This is a genomic window from Acidisphaera sp. L21, from assembly GCF_009765685.1.
In the GTDB taxonomy this organism is placed as follows: Bacteria; Pseudomonadota; Alphaproteobacteria; order Acetobacterales; family Acetobacteraceae; genus LMUY01.
On sequence record NZ_LMUY01000049.1, the window covers coordinates 1 to 21,113 of the forward strand.

Below are 21,113 nucleotides of genomic sequence, written 5' to 3' on the forward strand. Positions count from 1 at the left end.
TTCTTCGTGCCGACCGGCCAGCCAGTTCGCCACAATGGGCGCCAAGCCATCCGGATAGCCGCCGCCAGTCATGCTGCCGGTCGCACCAGCTTCGAGATCGGCCATCAGGGTGATAGCCTCTTCGCCATCCCACGGCCCCTCCACCGCCGCACCACCCAGGCGGATTATCTCCCGCAGCTTGCTTGCCGCACCCGGTGTTTCAATCTTGAAGTAGGCGACATGCTCGACCTCCCGAGCCAGTCGGGCGAGGAATTCAGCCGATAGCGGCGTGCCCGCCACGGGGGCGTCCTGGATCATGATCGGAATGTCGACCGCGTCTGACACTGCGTGGTAGAACGCTGCAATCGGCCCTTCTGGGAGGCGGATCGTGGCACCGTGATAGGGCGGCATCACCATCACCATCGCCGCCCCAGCGTCCTGCGCCTGCCGGCTCCGCTCCGCACACACGCGGGCGGAGAAATGCGTCGTCGTCACGATCACAGGCACCCGGCCCGCCACATGGCGCAGGATCGCGCCGGTCAGCACCTCCCGCTCCGCATCGGACAGAACGAACTGTTCCGAAAAGTTCGCCAGGATGCACAGGCCGTTCGACCCGGCGTCGATCATGAAGTCGACGCAGTTGCGCTGGCTAGCCAGATCCAGCTCCCCGGTGGGGGTAAAGGTGGTGGGAACGACCGGGTAGACGCCCTGGTGCCTCATCGCGATGTCCTAATGATTGTCACATGGCCCCGGGCGCAATAGCGTTTGCGATTTTGGCACATTGCCCCTTCGCCCTGGCCTTTCCCGCCGGGTCATTTGTATTATCGCAGAAGGCTAGTGGACGTCCTTCAACAGTGTCAAGCATAAGGGTCTGCTGGGTTGGATCGCCGGGCGCACTCCCGGCAGATGAATGGAGCGTGTTATGAGTTTCGCCAGTTATCCCAGCCTGAACAATCGTGCGGTCTTGATCACCGGCGGTGCCACCGGCATAGGCGCCGCCTTAGTCGAACATTTCGCCGCGCAAGGCGCACGCGTCGGCTTCATCGACCTGGCAGAGGCAGAGGGGATATCCCTGGCGGACCGCCTGGCCACTGCAGGGCATCCGCGCCCCGCGTTTCGGCACGCCGATTTGTGCGACATCGCCGCCCTGCGTGCCGCCATCGCGTCGATAGCAGCCGAAACGGGGGATCCGACGGTGCTCGTCAACAATGCCGCCCATGACGAGCGTCATGCCATTGCCGACGTGACGCCCGAATACTGGGACGGTCGCCTAGCGGTGAACCTGCGGCACCAATTTTTCGCTGTCCAGGCGGTGGTGCCGGGCATGCGGGCTGGTGGTGGCGGATCCATCATCAATATGGGTTCGCTGAGTTGGCGCGTGGGCCAGGGCGGCATGCCAGCCTACACAGCCAGCAAAGCCGCGGTCGAGGGCATGAGCCGCGGACTCGCGCGCGATCTGGGTCCGGATAAAATCCGGGTCAACACGCTCGTTCCCGGCTGGATCATGACCGAGCGGCAACGGGCACTATGGCTCACACCCGAGGCAGAGGCCCGGCTGATGCAGGATCAGGCACTGAAGGAAAGACTCTACCCGGCGGATATCGCCCGCATGGCGTTATGGCTTGCGGCGGATGATAGCCGGATGTGCACTGGGCAGGCCTGGGTAGTGGATGGCGGGTGGTTGTAGAGTCCCTCGATTTGGCTTGCACTTCGGCCTAGGCGTAGAAGGGCGGAAGAACTGTTGGGAGGCAGGTCCAAATGAGGCTGGACGAACGAGATCGACCGCTGCGTATGGGCGAAGGCCGCATCAGCGGCTACCTCTCGATCGCGCTCGGAACGTTGAGCGTGCTGGCCGTGCTCTGCTTCATGTTCCCGGATTACCTTACCACACCGTCGTTGCGCGCTGGCTACAATATCCCGCTGATGCGGAAATTGCTGGCCGCCGGGATGATCTTTTCCGCCGGGTTTGGCGTGCTGACATTCATTCTGAACCGGCAAAAGCGGCTTGGCGCGCTGGGCATAATGCTCACGCTGCTCGCGATGTATCTGGGTGGCAGTTCGGTTCAGGTTGGGCCGCGCTACGACGCGCCAGGCTTTATTGGGCTGGATTGGTTCATTCTGGACCTGCTTGCCTCGGCCGCGACGTTCATCGCGCTCGAAAAGATCGTTCCGCACAAGCGGGACCAGCCGATACTCCGGCCAGATTTTTGGCATGACGGCCGCTACTTTATATTCAACCATTTAGCGATCGGTATCTTCTTATTCCTCGGCGTGCGCACCATGCCGTCGCTGTTTTCCTGGACGATCAATGCGGATCTGCAGTCCTGGTTCCGCACGTTGCCGGGCGTGGTCCAGTTCGTCGTCGTTCTTGTGACGGCGGACATCATGGAATATGCGACCCATCGGGCGATGCACGAAGTCCCAGTTCTATGGCGTTTTCATGCCGTGCATCACAGTGTCGAGCGCATGGACTGGATGGCTGGCTCGCGCCTGCATTTCCTGGAGCCGGTGGTAACCCGCATGGCGGTCATGCTGCCGGCGTTTATCCTGGGCGCCAGCGACACGCCGCTGCTGTGCTACATCGTCTGGGCCGGGTTTCAAGCTGGGCTCGTCCACTCGAATTTCGGATTGGAGTTTGGGCCGCTGAAATACGTGGTGGCCACACCGCTGTTTCACCATTGGCACCACGGCAGCGACAGGGAAGCGATCGACATCAACTACGCCGCTCACCTGCCAATCTTGGACCGGCTGTTCGGAACCTACCACATGCCCGCGGATCGATGGCCGGCGCAGTATGGCGTCGTGGGCAATCCGCTGCCGAAGGGAATGTGGCGGCAGTTTTTGTATCCATTCCAGCGGACGCCCACCAATATCGTGGATTAGCGTGCGACCCCAGTCGCAGAGTTCGTCGGGGAACATGCGATCGGGGGAGGTGGCACACGGCCCAAAATGTCGTTTGCGCCATCGTCCTCGCCGGTGTTTGGCTGTTCCCAAACGCAGCGGCATGAAAAGTCGACGCGAAGGAGGTTTGCCAGCATGTCCGATCAACACCCCACGCCTGCCATCCTCACCGAGTTGCAACACGGCGTGGCCACGCTGACGCTGAACCGCCCCGCCGTGCGCAATGCGATCGACGACGCGATGCGCACCGAACTGGTCACCGCCCTGGACGCGCTGGGCCGCGACCCGGCGGTGCGGGCCGTGGTGATAACCGGCGCCGGTCGCGGCTTCTGCTCCGGCGGGGATGTGAAGGGCATGATGCAACGCATGAGCGAACCTGCCACCGCGCTTGCCATCAATGGCTGGCGCCGGCAGCAGCACACTCACCACGCCGTCGCCGCTCTGCACGCATTGGGCAAGCCAACGATCGCCGCCGTAAATGGCGCCGCCACCGGATTGGGCTGCGACGTGGCGCTGTGCTGCGACTTCATCATCGCCTCCGACGCGGCCAGCTTTGCCATGAGCTACATCCATCGCGGCCTAATCCCGGATGGCGGCGGCCTGTATTTCCTGCCGCGCCGGGTCGGCCTGCCCCGCGCGAAGGAGCTGATTTTCACCGGCCGCAAGGTCGACCCGCCGGAGGCGCTGTCGCTGGGCATGATCGACCGGATCGCGCCGGCCGACCGGCTGCTGCAGGACGCGCAAGCCTGGGCGTCAGAGCTGTCGCAGGGCTCACCGGCGGCCCTGGCGCTGGCCAAGGCCATCCTGGACCAGACGTTCGAGGCCACGGTTGACCAGGTGTTCGCCTCCGGCAGCCAGGCGCAGGCCATCTGCTATACCACCGCCGAACACCACGCCTCGGTGAACGACTTCCTCGCCAAGCGTAACAAAGGGGGCTGAGCCGATGTCGCTTGAACGATTGATCCGTCCGCGGTCCGTAGCCGTGGTTGGCGCTTCCGCCGACCCGGCGAAGCTGACGGGGCGCCCGGTCGCCTATCTGCAACGGCACGGCTTCACCGGCGCCATCTACCCTGTCAATCCGCGCGTGAGTACCATCGGTGACCTGGTCTGCTACCCAGATGTGGCAAGCCTGCCGGAGGCACCGGATGCGGCGATCGTGTTGCTGGGGCCGAAGGGTGCAGGCGATGCCGTGGCGGGGCTGGCAGCACGCGGCTGCGGCGCCGCGGTGGTGCTGGCAGGCGGCTATGGCGAAACGGGCGAGGCGGGGGCGCAACGCCAAGCGAAATTGCGGTCCGCCGCTGGTGCGATGCGCGTGCTGGGCCCGAACACAATCGGCCTGGTGAACCTCACAGACCATATCACGCTCTCCGCCACCGGCGCGTTGGAGTTGGCGGGGCTGCAGGTGGGCCGGGTCGCGGTGGTGTCGCAAAGCGGCGGCATCATGGGCTCGCTGCTGTCCCGGGCCGCCGATCGTGGGCTAGGGTTGAGCAAGCTGATCGCCACCGGCAACGAGGTGGATGTCGATCTGGCCGATTGCATCGAATTCCTCATTGATGACGAAGCGACCTCGGTGATTGCGCTGTACATGGAGGGGCTGCGGGACCCGGGCAAGTTTCGCCGGGCCGCGGCCCGGGCGGCGGCGGCGGGCAAGCAGCTCGTCGTGTTTAAGGTCGGCCGGTCGGAGTTCGGGGCCCGCTCGGCCGTGTCCCATACCGGGGCGCTCGCGGGCGCCGACCGGATGTACGACGCGCTGTTTCGCCAACTGAGCATCATTCGCGCTAGGTCGTTCGTCGACCTGCTAGATATTCCAGCGGCGCTGGTCACCGGGCGCCGGCCGGCCGGCAATCGGGTTGCGGTGCTGACGTCCACCGGTGGCGCCGGCACGTTGGTGGCCGATAGCTGCGGCGTGGACGGGTTGGACGTGCCGCTGCCCGACGCCGCCACGGCCGCACGGATCGCCGCCCTGCAACCGGATGATCCGGACGCGGCCGGGCGCAACCCGGTGGATGTGACGCTGGCCGGGCTGCAGCCGGCCTTGTTCCGCACGGCGATCACCGCGCTGCTGGACAGCCCCAGTTTCGACGCCGTGGTGGTGATCGCCGGGTCGTCGGCACTGGCCGATCCCGGCCTAGTGACGGGCGCGGTATTCGAGTGCCAGGGCAAGAGTGACAAGCCGCTGCTGGTCTATGTCAGCCCGCACGCGCCGCATCTGGTGGCGATGCTGAACCAGGGCGGCGTGCCGGCCTTCAGCACCCCGGAAAGCTGCGCCACAGTGCTCGCCGCAATGCAGCCCCGGCCCGTGCCCGCGATCGCCAGCCCTGCCGCCGCCCCGCTCGACACCACCGCGCTGCCCCATGGCCCGCTGAACGAGGCGGAGAGCAAGCAGCTTTTCGCCCGCTTTGGCGTCCCGTGCGTGCGCGAACTCGTGGTGGCGAATGGCGACGCGCCAGTATCGCTTGGTTTCGACGGACCCGTCGTGGTGAAACTATTGTCCCGGCACGTCGCGCATAAAAGCGATGTCGGCGGCGTGAAGCTGGGTGTGGCACCCGCCGAGGTCGGCGCCACCTGCCGGGCGATGGCCGCCTCTCTGCAGGCGCGCGGCATCGTGCCGGAGGGCTTCCTGGTCCAGGAAATGGTGCGCGGCGGGGTGGAGATGATCCTTGGCTTCCACCGCGACCCGCAACTAGGCGGCGCGGTGCTGCTGGGCCTAGGCGGTGTGACGGCCGAGTTATTCGACGACGTTGCCATCCGCCTGCTGCCGATCGGCCGCACGGACGCGGAGGCGATGGTCGGCGAGTTGAAGGCGCACAAACTGCTCACCGGCTTCCGCGGCGCCCCACCCGGCGACATCGCCGCCCTGGTCGACGCGGTGGTCGCCTTCGCCGCCATGGCCGACCAACTCGGTGACCGCCTGGTGGAGGCAGAGATCAACCCGCTCTTCGTGCTGCCTCAGGGAGTACGCGCCGCGGATGGGCTGGTTGTGCTGGCGTAGCCGCGTCCGGGCGCTACGGTCCGCCATCGCCGCAAGCCCGGGAGAGTCGACTGGACGAGCCACAGCCTAAATTTGCCCACCCGGTCCTGACGCTCGTCACCTGTGTGCTCGCCTCCAGCCTGGCATTCATCGACGGTTCGGTCGTCAACGTCGCTCTGCCGGCGATCGAGCACAGCCAAGGGGGCGGGGCGGAGGGGTTGCAGTGGCTGGTGAATGGCTACCTCCTGCCGCTCAGTGCGCTGCTCATGTTCGGTGGCTCGCTCGGCGACCGGTTCGGGCGTCGCCGCATTCTAGTGCTCGGTGTGACGCTGTTCGGCGTTGCATCGATCGTCTGTGGACTGGCGCCGAACCTAACCGTGCTGCTGGCGGCGCGGTTTGCCCAAGGGATGGGCGCGGCCCTGCTGATGCCGTGCAGCCTGGCCCTGCTGGGCGCGGCGTTCACCGGGGCCGCTCGCGGCCGGGCCATTGGCATCTGGGCCGCGGCGGGCGCAGCCATGGGGGCGGCCGGGCCGGTGCTGGGGGGTTGGCTGGTCGACACCGTCTCGTGGCGGATGATTTTCGGCATCAACGTTCCCATCGCTTTCGCGACCATCCTGCTTGCCTGGCGCTATGTCCCGGCCGGCACCAACCGCCACCCGCCGGCACTGGATGTGCCCGGCGCGACACTGGCCACAGTGGGACTGGCGGCGCTGACCTGGGGACTCATCACCGGCACCGGCAGTCGCGGTTGGGCCGCGCCGGCCATCGCCGGGTTCGCGATGGGCGTGCTGCTGCTGGTCGCGTTCGTGCTGTGGGAGGGTCGTCAGCGCCAGGCCGCGATGATGCCGCTGGGGATGTTCGGCTCCCGCAGCTTCATCGGCCTCACCTTGCTCACGTTGCTGCTGTACGGCGCGTTGGGCGGCTTGCTGGTTTTGCTACCCTACGTGCTGATCCAGGCGGCCGGTTATTCCACCACCGCGGCCGGGGCGGCGTTGCTGCCGCTGCCACTTATCCTGTCCGCTCTGTCGCCGCTCATGGGCGGCCTCGCTGGGCGAATCGGTGCTAAACCGCTGCTGGTGATGGGTCCGCTGGTCGCGGCGGTGGGGTTCCTGCTGATGCTGCGACTGGGTCCTGACGCGGGCTATTGGATGGGCCTGTTCCCCAGCCTGACCGTCATGTCCGCGGGACTTGCCCTGGCCGTGGCACCGCTGACGACAGCCGTATTAGCTTCGGTGGATGCGGCGCACACTGGCTCGGCCTCCGGCCTCAACAGTGCCATCGCCCGCACCGGCGGATTGATCGGCACCGCCCTGCTGGGGACCGTCCTGGCCGCGCAAGGGGCGGCGCTGATGGCGGCGTTCCACGTCGTTGCCGTGATTGCCGCCTGTGTCTGCGTGGCAGCATCCGCATGCGCGGCCCTGATCCGGCAGGAACCGGCCAAGCCGCGTTAGAGTGGACTACTCGGCAGCGACCGGACCCGGCTGGGCTGCCAGGAAGTCGAGCATCAACGTCACCGTCCGCTTGCGCATCGCCCGGGTTGTCAGGGAGTGATTGATCTCCGGCACGATCCTCGTCGTGATTCCCGCCGTCGCGTCACCGAATTCGTCGGCCAGCACGGCTATCTCCGCCTCACCAGGCGCCATCAACATCAGGGTCCGTGTGCGCCGGGCCAAGGTTTGCGCCGCGGATTGTGCGAAGGACAGCCGTAGCCGCCACCCGACAAGCCGCGCCGCACGGGCGCTGAGCTTGCTTGCCTTGGCCCCCCACCAGCGCGCCTGCAGCGCCAGCCGGCCTGCGATATCCACTTGGCCAGTCAGCAATTTGCGCCAACTGGCAGCCTTCTTCAGCGTGCCGGCGATGCGCTGCGGGGTATCCCACACGAAACTGAAATTCTCGATCTTCTCGCCGGCCGGCCATTGGAACATGGGAAAGTTAACCAGCAACAGGGCACCCACCCGTGCATCGGCCACGCCAGCATGGAAGGCGTGATAGGCGCCGGAACACACGCCCAACACGGCGAAACGCTGATAGCCCAGCCGGGCCAGCGCATCGAGGCCAGCGCTGATCTCCGCCCGGCGATCGGTCTCGAACACGTGGGTTTCACCGTCACCCGGCGCTAGGCTGTCGCCCAACCCGGAGAAATCCATCCGCAACGAGGCAATGCCCGCGCGCGCGAAATGCCGGGCGAGATCGACCGCGTTGCGCGCGTAGCCGTAATGTGGGTCCCCGCCGCTGCTGACGATGAGCACGGCCTGTTCGGGTGCAAATCCCACGAGGCGGCAGGTCACGCCGAATAGCATGGCGCCGGTGCCAAATCGCACAGCACATTCCTCGTAGCCAGCCTGGCACAGAACAGCCATTGGCGGCACCGTCACCACCTGGCAGCCAAGTCAGGGCGGCACGGTTTCTTGCAGCCATTGCGTGATCCGGCTGACCTGCGCGGGCGGTTCGTGGCTCATGAAGCTAGGCCGCAAAAACTGCGTCAGTCCCGCAAAATCGTCTGTCGTGGCGGCGCCGCCGCCCTGCCGCCATGCCAGAATGCAGCGGTCTAGAACCGGCGATTCGGCCGCGTTGAAGGCCATTACCCGGCACCCAGTCGGAAGCCGGGTGTTTGCCAGATCAACCGATGCAATCTCACGAACCGCTTCTGCCGACAGCACCAGGCCGTGCGCTTCCAGGCTGCCATCATCACGGGCAGTGCCTGCCAACTTTGCCTCGATCTCCAACTGGCGAATGAACGACCTGCCGCGCAAATTCGGCGACAGCAAAATCAGTCCTGCCAGGTCGTCCCGCTGCGTGGCCGCGACCGCCGCCAGGGTTGCACCCAGCCGCAGCCCGCACAGCACCACCTGGCGCGCGCCCGTGGTCTTGCAGACCCAATCGATCGCGGCATGGATGCTGTCCAACTAGGCGGACCATACCAGCGTGCCAGGTTCCAAATCGCGGCTATCCCCGGTGCCCGCGTAGTCGAACCGCAACGTCGGATACCCGGCGTCGGCAATGTCCTTGGCGAGCAGCCGGAACTGGCGATGGGCCGTCGCGGCCTCGTCACACAAGGCGGTGCAGAGCACGACCGCGACATCGCTTGGCGCAGTGCAGCCGTGCAACCAACCGAAACAGCCATCAAAGCTGACCGGATGCATTGATTATTCCTTGCTCGTCAGTGGCGATCTGGTATTTTTTGTTAATATTAGCAATGGAATGTCGCCCGCGCGCAAGAAATGTCCAAAGAGACAGATCGTGGTCAGGATTGTAGACGTTTATCAACCATTGTTATACAATTTGCAATATTCCACGCTTCGGCAATGGTCTTCTCAGTTTAGGTAACAAATGCGAACGTCGGACACGCTGGCAGCTTGGGTTCGCGCGTTGGAGAACACGAAGGCCGCGTCAAAACTGGGCGCCACGTTGCCCGGGCTGCTGCCGGTGCTGGCTGCAAAATATGCCGAGCGGCCGGCTCTTCTTGGCGAAGGGGAGGCGTTTACCTACCAAACTCTGGGACAGCAGGCAGCGTCGGTCGGCGCCTGGGCATCCCAGATGGCGCTGCCGGACGGAGCGTCGGTTTGCCTCCTGATGCCGAACCGGCCGGACTATGTCGCGATCTGGCTCGGCCTCGCCGGCACCGGGCGCGTCGTGGCGCTGCTGAACACCAGCCTTCGGGGCGAGGGGCTGCTCCACTGCATTGCCGCGGCCGACGCATCTGCGGTGATCGTCGCCGACTCCCTGCTGCCGGCGCTGCAGGCGGTGGCCCATAAATTGCCGCCCGGCGTGCGAGTTTGGGTTCATGGCGGCAGCACCGACCAGTGGCCGACATTCGACCCCGGCACTAGCGCGGCGGACGCATCGGTGCCGCAAACGCCGATCGAGCCCGGCCGCCGGGCGCTGCTGATCTATACCTCAGGAACGACAGGCTTGCCGAAGGCGACCGTCATCACGCACGCCCGCATCGTCGAATGGTCATACTGGTTCGCCGGCATGATGGATGCCGGGCCGAATGACCGCATGTATGACTGCCTGCCGCTATACCACAGCGTCGGCGGCATCATCGCCATCGGGGCCATGTTGGTCTCCGGCGGCTCGGTCCTGATCCGGCCGCGCTTCTCCGCCAGCCGCTTCTGGAACGACGTGACGGAGCACGGCTGCACGATCTTCCAGTATATCGGCGAGCTATGCCGCTACCTGGTCAACGCTCCGCCACACCCTTTGGAGCGGGCGCACACGCTGCGCCTTGCCTGTGGCAACGGCCTGGCGGGTGATGTGTGGGATAGCGTGCAGGAGCGCTTCGCCATTCCCCGCATCCTGGAATTCTATGCAGCCACAGAGGGCGGTGTCTCGCTGTATAATGTGGAGGGCAAACCCGGCGCCATTGGCCGCATCCCGCCCTTCCTGCAGCATCGGATGGGCATCGTCCTCATCCAACACGACCCGAGCACGGGCGAGCCGGTTCGTGACGCCCTGGGGCGGTGCGTACCCTCGGAGGTCGACATGCCGGGCGAGGCGATTGGCCGGCTCGACAGCGGGGTGCGCCGCTTCGACGGTTACACCGACCAGTCGGCATCATCCCGCAAACTGCTGGCCGACGCGTTCGAACCCGGCGATCGCTGGTTTCGCACTGGCGATCTGATGCGACGCGACGAGGCCGGTTTCTTCTATTTCGTCGACCGGATCGGCGACAGCTTCCGCTGGAGAGGCGAGAACGTTTCCGCGGCGGAGGTGACAGCAGTGTTGCGCTCGGCACCGGGTATCGACGATGCGGCGGTCTATGGCGTGGCGATACCTGGCCATGACGGTCGGGCAGGAATGGCCGCTTGCACCGTGACCAGCGAGTTCGACCCGGACACACTGCACGCCCATTTGCAGAGCGCGCTGCCGCCCTATGCCCAACCGCTCTTCATCCGCCTATGTCACTCGCTGGACATGACAGACACGTTCAAGCTGGCGAAAGCCCGGTTGGCGGCTGAGGGATTCGTTCACGCTACCGACCCGATGTTGTTCAACGATCACCGGGAACGGCGGCTTAAACCGCTCGTTCCGCCCTTGGTCGCGGACATCACGCGCGGCGAAATGCGGATCTGACGGCACGAACCACAATCCGGCGGCTTCCAAAGCAGCCTGAGTGTTCAGCGGCATCAGCCCGCCATCGCCCATCCGCCGACGAACCCGGCCAGTCCGCCGGGAAGCGTGCCCAGCAAGGTGGTCGCCAGCGCCGCGGTAATGCCGATGATCAACGAGACGCGCGTGTCGGATACGACCTGCGCAAGCACATCCCGTCCCAAAATCATCGGTTCCGGGTAAGTTCGCGGCCGGCGGCGGCTGCAGGATCACATCCGACTAAGCGAGTAAATCGCTATGGACCAGCAGCGGTGCGAAAACCGCCGCAAGCGCCAGCAGTATCAGCATGCGGTCGATCTTCCGCGGCCTCACCCAGCCGGGTTGTCCGGCACGCCGATATGGAGGCATGATCCGCTGATGACCCGCCAAATGCGTCTCGGAGTGTTCGTGCAGGCCGCCGGGCACCATGTCTCGGCCTGGAAATTGCCAGATGCGGAATCCGGGGGCGAGAATTTCGACCTGATCCGCCGAATCGCGCAGACGGCCGAGCGGGGAAGGTTCGACCTGCTTTTCATGGCGGACGGCTTGACGTCGGAGCTGGACGCTCACCCTTCCACGATCGTCCGGCTGGAGCCGCTGGCTTTGCTGTCGGCGCTGGCGATGACGACGACCCATCTCGGCCTCGCATCCACGGCCTCCACCACCTATAGCGAGCCGTTTCACATCGCCCGGGTGTTCGCCTCGCTCGACCATTTGAGCCATGGCCGCGCTGCGTGGAACGTCGTCACCACCAGCTATGCCCGTTCGGCGGCGAACTTCAATCGCGGGTCTCACCCGGAGCACGATCTGCGCTACGAAATTGCCGATGAGTTCGTCGAAATCTGCAAGGGGCTTTGGGATAGTTGGAGCGATGGCGCCTTCGTGCAGAACAAGGCGACGGGCGTATTTGCAGATCCAGCCCGCATGCATGTTCTCGACCACAAAGGCACCCATTTCTCCGTCAAAGGCCCGTTGAACGTCTCGCGGCCGCCGCAGGGCCATCCCGTCATCATCCAGGCTGGGTCATCCGAACCCGGGCAGGAATTGGCGGCGAAGTCGGCCGATATCGTGTTCACTGCGCAGGGTGACCTGGTCGAGGGCCAGGAGTTTTACCGTAGCCTGAAAAGCAAGCTGGCGAAGAACGGCCGCCAACCGGAATCGCTGCACGTAATGCCAGGCGTCTTCCCGATCATTGGGCGAGACCGGACCGAAGCGGACGCGCATTATCGCCGATTGCTGGAATTGACCGATTTGCCCGGCGCGCTCGCTTTGCTATCGGACCGCCTGGGCCACGACATGCGCAAGTACGAGTTGGACGGCCCGTTGCCGGACCTGCCGTTGTCCGACCAATTGCGCAGCCGGGCAGAGCTACTGACTGCATTGGCAAGGCGCGAAAACCTCACGGTGCGTCAGCTGGCGCTGCATGCCGGCATGGCACGTGGCCACAGGGTCATTCAGGGCGACCCGGTGCAGATTGCCGACCAACTGGAAGAGTGGTTCGTGGGTGGAGCCGCCGACGGCTTCAACATCATGCCGCCATGGTTTCCCACGCAGTTCGACTTGTTCGTCGATCATGTTGTGCCGGAACTGCAGCGGCGCGGACTGTTCCGGCGAGAATACGAGGGGACGACATTGCGCGAGAACCTGGGGCTCGCGCGTCCACCGAACCGGTTTGAGGCAGGCTAGGCGGTATTTCCCGCGTCTACGGTCATCACCGTCCCCGTGATGTTCTTGGCATTCTCACTGAATAGAAATTCGACCGCGGCCGCCACATCAGCAACCTCCGGTAATCGCGCCATCGCGCTACGCCGGGCGATCTGGGCCCGGTGCGCCGACGTCAACTCGCTGGTCATGGCAGTGTCGACGAAGCCGGGCGCCACCGCATTCACGGTGATTCCCAGCGGCCCGACCTCCCGCGCAAGGGATCGGGTGAACCCGGTCATCGCGGCCTTCGTAGCGCTGTAAGCAGACATGCCGCTATAGCCGGTCGACGCGACGATCGAGGTGATATTCACCACCCGGCCTTCCCGCGCCGTCATCATCGAGCGGAGCATATATTTCGTCAGCACCAGCGGCGCTTCTACATTGAGCCGCAGCAATTGTGCGATGTCGCCGTCCGGCATGTTGGACAGAATGCCCGGCGTCCCCAGCCCGGCATTGTTGACCAGACCATAGAACGGGCCGAATTGCTGCCGCAACATCCGCGCCTGTGCCGGAATTTCCGCCACCTGCGACAGATCGAAGGCATGGAATTCCAGCCGCCCAATGCCTTCCGCGGCAATCTCGGCCTGCGCAGTGGAAAATGAGTCGCTCATCTGCCGGGCGAGGGCGATCACCTGAAATCCGCACCGCGCCAGGCATTGCGCAATCCCCAACCCCAATCCGCGGCTGCCCCCGGTGACGAGGACGTTACGCACGGGGCCGCGTAACCTTGCCGGAGGGCGCGATGGCAATGCTATCCACCTGCCGGATCGACGCCGGCACCTTATGCGGCGGCAACGCCGACCGGCACAGGTCGAGCAGTTCGTCCCGCACGGTGGCAAACGCAGGCGCGTCCGAACGCATTACTACTTCCGCCGCGACGATCGCCCCGGTGACGGGACTGGACCGGGCGAAGACACGCGCCACCTGAACCGCTGGGTGGCGTGCCATCACCGCCTCGACTTCCTCGGGATGTACCTTCTGGCCACCGACGTTGACGATGCCCTCACGACGCCCGGCGAACAGATAGCGGTCGCCGACCCGCTCCACCACATCGCCCGTGTCAACGAACCCGTCGGCATCCGCCAGCGTCCCTCGGTCGCCCAAATAGCGAGAACCGGTGCGGGACGACCGCAGCCGTAGCGATCCGTCCACGATGCGAATCTCCGCCGCCATGCCTGCAGCCCCGACATAGCTGACGGGGAAACCAGCCAATCCATCCTTTACCTCGAACCCAACGCCAGCCTCGGTCGAGGCAAACGCATGGACGATTGCAACCTGCGGAAACGCCGCGGCTAGTTTGTCCAGGATGACCTGGTCTGCGACCTCCCCCGACAAACGCACATATTGCGGCGTCACCTGATCGGCCGCGCCGCTCATCAACACCAGGCGCCAATGCGATGGCGTGCCGAGCAGATGGGTCACGCCTGCCTGCCCGGCGCGGTGCAGAAACTCACCCATCTTCTCCCCGGATTGCGATAGGACCAGGCTGCCACCGCCCAGCAGCGCACGCAGCAGGATCTGCAAACCGCCATAGCGCCGAACGTCGTAGAAGGTGCTCCACACGAGGTCCGTCGCCGCAGGCCCTTCCTGCAGCGGTCCCGCCAGGCTGGCCAGAGAGTGCACGACCAGTTTAGGCCGGCCGGTGGTGCCGGAGGTGAACAACAACCACTCCGTGGCGTTCGTCCGCCCGGGTTGCGGCCCCGCAGGAATCGGTTGCATCGGCATGCCAGCGCGCGCGGCCGGTCCGGTGCCGTCGCCGACCACGGCATCGACATTCGCCTCCGCCATCACGGCCTCTACATCGTCGGGCCGTAGATCCGGCGGGCACAGCAGAACACGCCGGGCCACTCCGTCCAACGCCAGCAGGGCCTGCACGGCCGGCAATTGCCGATCCGCCGAAATCATCACCGACTGCCCGCGTAGCGTCGTAGCCGCGCCGGCACCCTTGGCAAAACCTTGCAAGTCCAGCCGCCCGGCAGCATCGGCAACGAACCGCGATCGGGCTAGCCCCGCGGCTTCGGTCCGCCCCCAAAGTGAGTGGTCAGGCAACATTTTCATAGAGGGTGATGAAGTCGCCCACCGTCACTGGAAATGGCGGGTTGCTGCCGAACGGATCCAGCCCAAGATTGTCATCCAATGCCGCCACGATCAGCGCCAGGCACAACGAGTCCATCCCGGACTCAGCGAGCTTAAGGCCGTCGGTCAGGGGCGCCAGGGTCTTTTTCTGCTGCGCGGCGGTGTCGGTCATCTGCTGCAGAATTGCCGATCGAACGGACATGGCTGTGGCTCCTTATCGGCGAGTATCGCGTTGGCGCCATCAGGCGCGTTTGACGTTCCAGAACAGCGACAGTCCTTTCAGCGTGTCGACCAGTTCCTTGCGCTGCACCGTCGGCTGGAAGAACTCGCCGAGCGGCAGGAACGGCACGTCAACGAAGGCCTGAGCCTGGATATCGTGGGAAATTTGCTTCTGCTTGGCTGGATCTGGCTCTGCCAGGAACGCGTGACGCAGCTCCTCCAGCTTCGGCGCAGTCGGCCAGCCAAACCATCCAGCCGCCCCGTTGCCGCCGAGTGCCAGGTTGGTCGCTGGGTTGGACATGTCCGCGCCCGTCAGCGTCGTGAAGAACACGCTCCAGCCGCCCTTTGCCGGCGGCGCCTTGCTAGCCCGGCGCTGGATCACGCTGCCCCAGTCCATTTCCTGCAAATCAACGTTCAAGCCGCAGCGCGTCAACATATCGGCGGCGACATTGGCGAGCGCGTTGATCCTCGGATAATCGCTGGGGCTCATCACCACCACCGGCTCCCCGGCATAGCCGGCCTGCTTTATCTCCTGCCGTGCCCGCTCCACGTCGCGGGGCCCAGTGATCTGGGTCATGTCGACGTCACTGGTCATCGGCATGCCCGGCGCCAAGAACCCCACATCAGCACGCCAGGCATCCCGCGCATCGCCCGCGATCGCTTGCATGTAGTCGGCCTGGTTCAGCGCCAGCAGCAACGCGCGACGAATGGCGGGATTGTCGAAGGGCGGATATAACTGGTTCATCCGGAGCAACCCGATATTGCCCGTCACCTCGACGACCGAGCTGCGCAGATCAGGCGCCTTCTGCATGATCGGCATCAGGTCGAACGATGGCTGTTCCCACCAATCCGCCTCGCCCCGCTGCATGGCGGCCGCCGCGGTTGCCGGGTCGGGGATGACGTTCCATTCGACGCGATCGAAATAGGCGACTTTCGGCCCTGCGGTGCATGACGCCAGGCCATTCTCGCGCGGGCGATATCCCTCGAACCTTTTGTAAACTACCCGGGAGCCGACGACCCGTTCATCCGTCACGAACTGGAACGGACCGCTGCCCACCATTTCCGTCACTTGCTTGAACGGGTCCGTGTTCGCCAGCCGCTCCGGCATGATCGGCAGCATGTTGATGCCAACCTTACCCAACGCCTCCGGCAGCAGCGGAAATGGCAACTTCAGGCGGAACAGGATGGTCTTGTCATCTGCGGCGGACAATTCGTCGGTGTTCGCCATCAGCGTGTGGCCGAACGGGTCACGCCGCGCCCACCGCTTGATGCTCGCGACACAATCGCGCGCCAACACTGGCGTCATGTCGTGAAAGAACAAACCATCGCGTAGCCGGATGCGCCAGATAAGGCCGGATTGCTCGGTCGTAGCGCCGTCCGCCATTTGTGGCTGGATACCAAAGGCTTCGTCCTGCCCGTACAGCGTGTCGAACACGAGGTATCCGTGGTTGCGCGTGACGTAGACCGAAGTCCACACCGGATCGAGCGCGGTCACATCCGACTGTGGGATAAAACGGAGCGTCCGGCTTGCTGCCCCGCGGGCAACATACGGAGCAAACACGGACGCTGTTGCGAGTGCGATGAATTGCCGGCGCTTCGTCACTATCATCACATTACCTTGTACCCGCCGCAAGGCGCAGAGATATCACTAGCATGGTCAGCAGGACGACACCACTCGCTGCCTAAACGTCCTCGCCACGGCACTGACACCACTAGAAATAGTGGTCGCAACTGCATGGAAACCCCATTCAGTCCAGTGACATTAGGATCGACGGCATAATGATGTGCCGCCGCATGTCAATGTCGTCAAGGCCGATTCGTTACGCTGGAAGCAATCTTATCGCGTAATCACGAGTTTTCGGCGGACGGAGCCGGAGCGGCGTCGATACACGCGTCAGCGCTCCTCCCATCCTGCCGCGGGCACGCCATCATCAACATGGCCATGACGACTGCGGTAAGACCGGCGGATAGCGTCCGATAGATCCGTATGTCTTTCAACCTCCTGCGCTCCCCCGACAACCGCTTATTAACGTATGACAATTTTCCATGCCCGAAGCCTTAAGCAGAATTCGGGATATGCGGATCTTCGACAATGATGTCGACAGGGTGGACGTGCGCGGCGGTTCGGTCATCTCAAGGTAAAATACTGAGGATATCCGCCGAACTGTAACCGGCAATCATTATTTAATCTTTAAGCAACACAATCCTGAGGGCTCAAGGATTTCGATATTGCGCTTTCATCTTTCAATAGCCGCGAAGTTGATGGTCTCGGCCTGTTGGACAGGTGCGATACTTGTAAGCCTGTCGTGCCTGCTCCGGGTCGAGTCTACCAATCTGGCACGCAGTGAGAAGACTGCGATCGAAGCCCAGGCCGCGGAAAACGAAGTGCAATCGATCGTTCTGGCGGCCAAGGAAATGCGCGAAGTCAGCCGCGATATCGCGGCTTGCCAGACCGGCGAATGCGTCACCGAAGCACTGACCCGCGGTGTCTCGGGCGCTCAGGGCGCCGCCGCTTATTTGCACACTCTCCTGGCGGGATCGACAATCAACACCGCAACGCTGTTCCTGCGCAATGCGACCGGAGCGCTGGACCGGGCAATCGTAGCATTGCAGGACGAGGCCAAATTGCGCGAGACAGTTTTGCGTAGCCGTGACGGGCCGTTCTGGATCATTCATGATAGCCTGCTGGTGTCGATCGGCCAGGTTCGCTCCCAATTGGTCACCGAAGATTTGCCACCCCATGACATCGACAATCTGACGGCCTATCTCGACTATTATCAGGCTGCGGTCGATTCCACCGCATACAGCACGATCAGCTTTCTTGCGACGGAGCAGGAGAAGTTCGCCCACACAGCCCAGAACGCAATCGGTGCGGCACGCTCGCGGATTGCCGATCTGCTGGCGAACCAAATGTCCGAGTATACGCGGCATCAATTAATGGACCTCGAGCACGATCGGCTGCAGTTCGAGGCCGTGGCAAAGGATTTGCTGCAATCGATTGCCATCGGCCAACACCAGTTGAACGACGCCGTTGAACCGTCAACGACTGCCCTCATCATGAGTTTGCAGGGGGCCGCGCGAAGCATCGGACGCGCCGCCGCCGCCGCGTTCGATGAATCGGGGCGGGCCCGGTCCGATATGTTTGGGCGGACGCTGTACCTCACCGGCATTGCCCTTGGTCTTCTCGTCGTCAGCAACTTGTTGGTGCTGTGGGCCGTGGTGCGGCCGGTACGGGGTCTGACGCATTCCATGCAGAAGATGGCGCAGGGCGACGTGAACACCCCACTAGCCTTTGGGCGGCGGCGGGATGAGATCGGTGCCATGATGCGCGCGCTGGAAACATTACGGCAGTCGGTGCAAACGGCGTTTCTGCAGGGGCAGATCATCTCCCAACTGCCGATCGGCGTGATGAGCGTGGGGCCGCAAACCCCATCTCGTATCCAATATGCCAATCCCGAGGCCGAACGCCTGATCGCCGGAACTGGCGCCGGTTTGGTTGGGCGCGGCCTAGACTTCCTGCATTCCACCCGGCTCGGCGACAGTGCACCGCGCCTGGATGCCGACCAGTCAGTGGAGCGTGTGCAGATCGCGGGTGCGCCGTTCGACCTTGGAATCTCCGCGTTGCGCGATTGCGACGGCAACAATGCCGGCATCATGCTCACCCTGGCAGCACGGTCCGAACAGATCGCGCTGTTCACCCGGTTCGAATCGTCGATCGCAAGCTTCGCGTCCACGATCAGCACATCCACGATCTCGGTCGAGGGCACGGCAACGGACATGCAGAATGCCGCCGTCGAAAGCCTGCAACGGACGGCGGCAGCGGCGACCGCCGCCGCCCGGGCATCGGACCAAATCCAGTCGATTGCGCGGTCGGCCGACGAGTTAATGAACTCCGTCGCTGGCACCGGGCAGCAGATCGAGCGCTCGGTCGGCCTGGCCGAGCGGGCGGCCAATGACGCATCGCGCGCCGACTCCAGCATCGACCATCTGGGCGCCGCTGCCGAACGGATCGGCGACATCGTCCGCGTTATCAGCGTCATCGCCGCACGAACCAATCTGCTAGCATTGAATGCCAATATCGAGGCCGCGCGCGCTGGCGAGGCCGGGCGGGGCTTCTCCGTCGTGGCCAGCGAAGTTAAGGCGCTCGCAGCACAAACCGCGACGGCGGCGTTGGACGTCACCCGGCAGGTCGCCACCATGCAGGCCACCGCACAGCAGGCGATGGGCGTGTTGCAAAGCGTTTCCTCCACCATTCGCAACCTGTCCGAAGTGGCCGACAGCATGTTGACGGAGGTTGCCGGGCAGCAACGCGCACTCGGCTCCATGGCGGACGTGATGCGCGATGCGGCGGGCACCGCTTGGGACATGACCTCCCACGTCAATGGCGTGCAGCAAATCGTGGCGCGGACCAATCAGGAGGCGAGCCACGTGCTCGAATCCATCACCACTTTAGCCGGCCAAATGGCTGCATTAACCGAAGAAACCAACGTCTTCCTAGGATCCATCGAAGCCGCCGCTTAATCAAACAGCCATTGTCCAAACAATCATTTAAGGAACAGCACGATGATAACACCTCGCTCATCGCTCATGACTCGCCGCTCCGCATTGTTGGGCGGAGCCGCTGCAATGGCCAGCGCCTTCAGCATCGGCACGGCGCGGGCCGCGTCCGAAGTGAAGATTGGCGCGCTATTTCCGCTGACCGGCGAAAGCGGCAGCAGCGGCGTTGCCAATGTTGCGGCACTTGAGGTGACGGCAGCCATCATCAATGGCGAGCACCCGCCGATCCCCATGCTGTTAGGCGCGTCCAGTGGGCTGGATCGGTTGGGTGGCGCCAAGATCCGAATCGTTGCCGCCGATCACGCCGGCAACCTGCAGAAAGCCCGCGCCGAAGCCGAGCGCCTGATCACGCAGGAAGGCGTCGTCGCCATCATCGGCAGCTATCAGAGCGCCACAGCCGCCGTGATCGGCCAGGTGACGGAGCGTAGGGGCATCCCCTTCATCTCGGCCGACAACTCCTCACCCGCGCTCACCCGGCATGGCCTGAAATGGTTCTTTCGCACGGGGCCGCATGACGAGATGTTCTCGGAATCGATGTTCAATTTCTACCACGACATCGGCGCCAAGACGGGCCGCACCGTTCGTTCCACGGCATTGTTCTACGAAGACAGTATTTTCGGCAACGACAGCAGTGCAGTCCAGCGGCGCTTGTCAGCTGCGGCGTCGATCCCCGTCGTGGCAGACATCAAATATCGCGCGAACGCGCTATCGCTGGATGCGGAGGCATTGCGGATCCGCGATAGCAACGCCGATGCGCTCATGCCGTCCTCCTACACCGCGGATGCGATCCTGCTGCTGCGTAGCCTGGCGAAGATCGGCTGCAAGCCCCCCGTCATCATGTCGCAGGCCGCGGGCTTTCAACAGCCGGCATTTCTAGATGCCGTAGGCGACCTTGCCAATGGCGTGTTCAGCCGCAGCAGCTTCGCGTTGGATGTGGGTGCCAGCCGGCCTGCGATACAGCCCGTCAACGCCGCGATCAGGGCGCGATTGAACACGGACCTCAACGACAACACCAGCCGCATCGTTGTGGCGCTGCAGGTCGTGGCAGATGCGATCAACCGCGCCGGGACAACGGCGCCGGAGGAGATCCGTGCCGCACTGCGCGCAACCTCCATCCCCGGCGAACAGACGATCATGCCGTGGCGTGGCGTCCGGTTCGATGAGTCGGGCCAAAACGTCGAATGCACGCCCGTCATCCAGCAATTCATCGGCGGCAGTTACCAAACGGTCTATCCGTTCGCGGTGGCTGCAAAGCCCGCAATCTGGGGCGTATCTGGCCCGGCGTAACATCGCCGCCGGGCACCAATGGGGCTAGCCTGCCCGCCCTCCGGCGCGCAGGCTTCATCCCCATGACGACCCGTCGCTACCTGGACCAGAAACTCAGCTTCCGCCAATTGCGCGCGATGGATGCGATCGCCTCCCACTTGACGCTGCTGAAGGCCGCGTCCGCCCTCAACGTCAGCCAGCCCGCACTGAGCAAGACGCTGCAGGAACTGGAGGAGACGCTGCAGCTCAAGGTCTTCGATCGCCACTCCCGCGGTATGCGGCTGACGGCGGAGGGGGCGATCGTGCTGCGCACTGGCCGGCGGGTGCTGGCCGAATTGCGCCGGTTGGA

The 21,113-nt window shown here is 64.3% G+C and carries 19 protein-coding genes; 10 read left to right on the forward strand and 9 right to left on the reverse strand.

What is annotated here, in order from left to right; all coding sequences use genetic code 11:
- Positions 1-699: dihydrodipicolinate synthase family protein (locus GSQ76_RS10990; protein WP_216850995.1), on the reverse strand; the 699-nt coding region annotated here is incomplete at its 3' end.
- Between the two features lie 202 nt (positions 700-901).
- Between GSQ76_RS10990 and GSQ76_RS10995 the strand changes: the two genes are divergently transcribed.
- The 5 genes from GSQ76_RS10995 to GSQ76_RS11015 all read left to right on the forward strand — a co-directional run bounded on the left by GSQ76_RS10995 (position 902) and on the right by GSQ76_RS11015 (position 7,302).
- Positions 902-1,666, forward strand: coding sequence for an SDR family NAD(P)-dependent oxidoreductase (locus GSQ76_RS10995; protein ID WP_158743959.1), 765 nt, complete (start codon positions 902-904; stop codon positions 1,664-1,666).
- A 71-nt stretch (positions 1,667-1,737) separates the two neighbouring features.
- Complete coding sequence (locus GSQ76_RS11000) at positions 1,738-2,862, forward strand: sterol desaturase family protein (RefSeq protein WP_158743960.1); 1,125 nt, start codon at positions 1,738-1,740, stop codon at positions 2,860-2,862.
- Positions 2,863-3,015: 153 nt separating this feature from the next.
- Complete coding sequence (locus GSQ76_RS11005; RefSeq protein WP_158743961.1) at positions 3,016-3,819, forward strand: enoyl-CoA hydratase/isomerase family protein; 804 nt, start codon at positions 3,016-3,018, stop codon at positions 3,817-3,819.
- Positions 3,820-3,823: 4 nt separating this feature from the next.
- Complete coding sequence (locus GSQ76_RS11010) at positions 3,824-5,872, forward strand: acetate--CoA ligase family protein (protein WP_158743962.1); 2,049 nt, start codon at positions 3,824-3,826, stop codon at positions 5,870-5,872.
- Between the two features lie 86 nt (positions 5,873-5,958).
- On the forward strand, positions 5,959-7,302 hold the full coding sequence (locus GSQ76_RS11015) for a DHA2 family efflux MFS transporter permease subunit (protein ID WP_256366976.1): 1,344 nt from the start codon (positions 5,959-5,961) through the stop codon (positions 7,300-7,302).
- Between the two features lie 6 nt (positions 7,303-7,308).
- Here the strand turns inward: GSQ76_RS11015 and GSQ76_RS11020 are convergent, their stop codons facing one another.
- Genes GSQ76_RS11020 through GSQ76_RS11030 form a run of 3 tightly spaced genes read right to left on the reverse strand, consistent with a single transcriptional unit; the run spans position 7,309 to position 8,994 of the window.
- Positions 7,309-8,211, reverse strand: coding sequence for an alpha/beta fold hydrolase (locus tag GSQ76_RS11020; RefSeq protein ID WP_158743963.1), 903 nt, complete (start codon positions 8,209-8,211; stop codon positions 7,309-7,311).
- 30 nt (positions 8,212-8,241) lie between these two features.
- Positions 8,242-8,757, reverse strand: coding sequence for a hypothetical protein (locus GSQ76_RS11025; protein WP_158743964.1), 516 nt, complete (start codon positions 8,755-8,757; stop codon positions 8,242-8,244).
- A complete protein-coding gene (locus tag GSQ76_RS11030; protein WP_158743965.1) occupies positions 8,758-8,994 on the reverse strand; it encodes a hypothetical protein in 237 nt (78 codons plus the stop codon).
- 187 nt (positions 8,995-9,181) lie between these two features.
- On the opposite strand from GSQ76_RS11030, the gene GSQ76_RS11035 reads away from it, so the two are divergent.
- Positions 9,182-10,927 (forward strand): long-chain-acyl-CoA synthetase, encoded by a 1,746-nt coding sequence (locus GSQ76_RS11035; RefSeq protein WP_158743966.1) that lies wholly within the window; start codon positions 9,182-9,184, stop codon positions 10,925-10,927.
- A 53-nt stretch (positions 10,928-10,980) separates the two neighbouring features.
- Here the strand turns inward: GSQ76_RS11035 and GSQ76_RS31075 are convergent, their stop codons facing one another.
- On the reverse strand, positions 10,981-11,127 hold the full coding sequence (locus GSQ76_RS31075) for a hypothetical protein (protein WP_216850997.1): 147 nt from the start codon (positions 11,125-11,127) through the stop codon (positions 10,981-10,983).
- Positions 11,128-11,320: 193 nt separating this feature from the next.
- On the opposite strand from GSQ76_RS31075, the gene GSQ76_RS11040 reads away from it, so the two are divergent.
- Positions 11,321-12,628, forward strand: coding sequence for an LLM class flavin-dependent oxidoreductase (locus tag GSQ76_RS11040; RefSeq protein WP_158743967.1), 1,308 nt, complete (start codon positions 11,321-11,323; stop codon positions 12,626-12,628).
- Here GSQ76_RS11040 and GSQ76_RS11045 read toward each other — a convergent pair.
- The 4 genes from GSQ76_RS11045 to GSQ76_RS11060 are packed head-to-tail and all read right to left on the reverse strand — an operon-like array spanning position 12,625 to position 16,550.
- A complete protein-coding gene (locus GSQ76_RS11045; protein WP_158743968.1) occupies positions 12,625-13,359 on the reverse strand; it encodes an SDR family NAD(P)-dependent oxidoreductase in 735 nt (244 codons plus the stop codon). The genes GSQ76_RS11040 and GSQ76_RS11045 overlap by 4 nt on opposite strands.
- Entirely contained in the window at positions 13,352-14,704 is a 1,353-nt protein-coding gene (locus tag GSQ76_RS11050; RefSeq protein WP_158743969.1) for a fatty acid--CoA ligase family protein, read from the reverse strand. The genes GSQ76_RS11045 and GSQ76_RS11050 overlap by 8 nt, the downstream gene beginning before the upstream one ends.
- A complete protein-coding gene (locus GSQ76_RS11055; RefSeq protein ID WP_158743970.1) occupies positions 14,688-14,924 on the reverse strand; it encodes an acyl carrier protein in 237 nt (78 codons plus the stop codon). Before GSQ76_RS11055 ends, GSQ76_RS11050 begins: the two co-directional genes overlap by 17 nt.
- A 39-nt stretch (positions 14,925-14,963) precedes the next feature.
- Positions 14,964-16,550 (reverse strand): ABC transporter substrate-binding protein, encoded by a 1,587-nt coding sequence (locus tag GSQ76_RS11060; RefSeq protein ID WP_158743971.1) that lies wholly within the window; start codon positions 16,548-16,550, stop codon positions 14,964-14,966.
- Positions 16,551-17,326: 776 nt separating this feature from the next.
- Between GSQ76_RS11060 and GSQ76_RS11065 the strand changes: the two genes are divergently transcribed.
- The 3 genes from GSQ76_RS11065 to GSQ76_RS11075 all read left to right on the forward strand — a co-directional run.
- Positions 17,327-19,462: a HAMP domain-containing methyl-accepting chemotaxis protein gene (locus GSQ76_RS11065; RefSeq protein ID WP_158743972.1), complete on the forward strand. Its 2,136-nt coding sequence runs from the start codon at positions 17,327-17,329 to the stop codon at positions 19,460-19,462.
- 105 nt (positions 19,463-19,567) lie between these two features.
- Positions 19,568-20,785 carry an ABC transporter substrate-binding protein gene (locus GSQ76_RS11070; RefSeq protein WP_254070354.1) on the forward strand — a complete coding sequence of 406 codons (1,218 nt, stop codon included), beginning with the start codon at positions 19,568-19,570 and terminating at the stop codon, positions 20,783-20,785.
- A 62-nt stretch (positions 20,786-20,847) separates the two neighbouring features.
- Positions 20,848-21,113, forward strand: a 266-nt coding sequence (locus tag GSQ76_RS11075; RefSeq protein WP_158743973.1) for a LysR family transcriptional regulator, incomplete at its 3' end; no start/stop codon positions are given.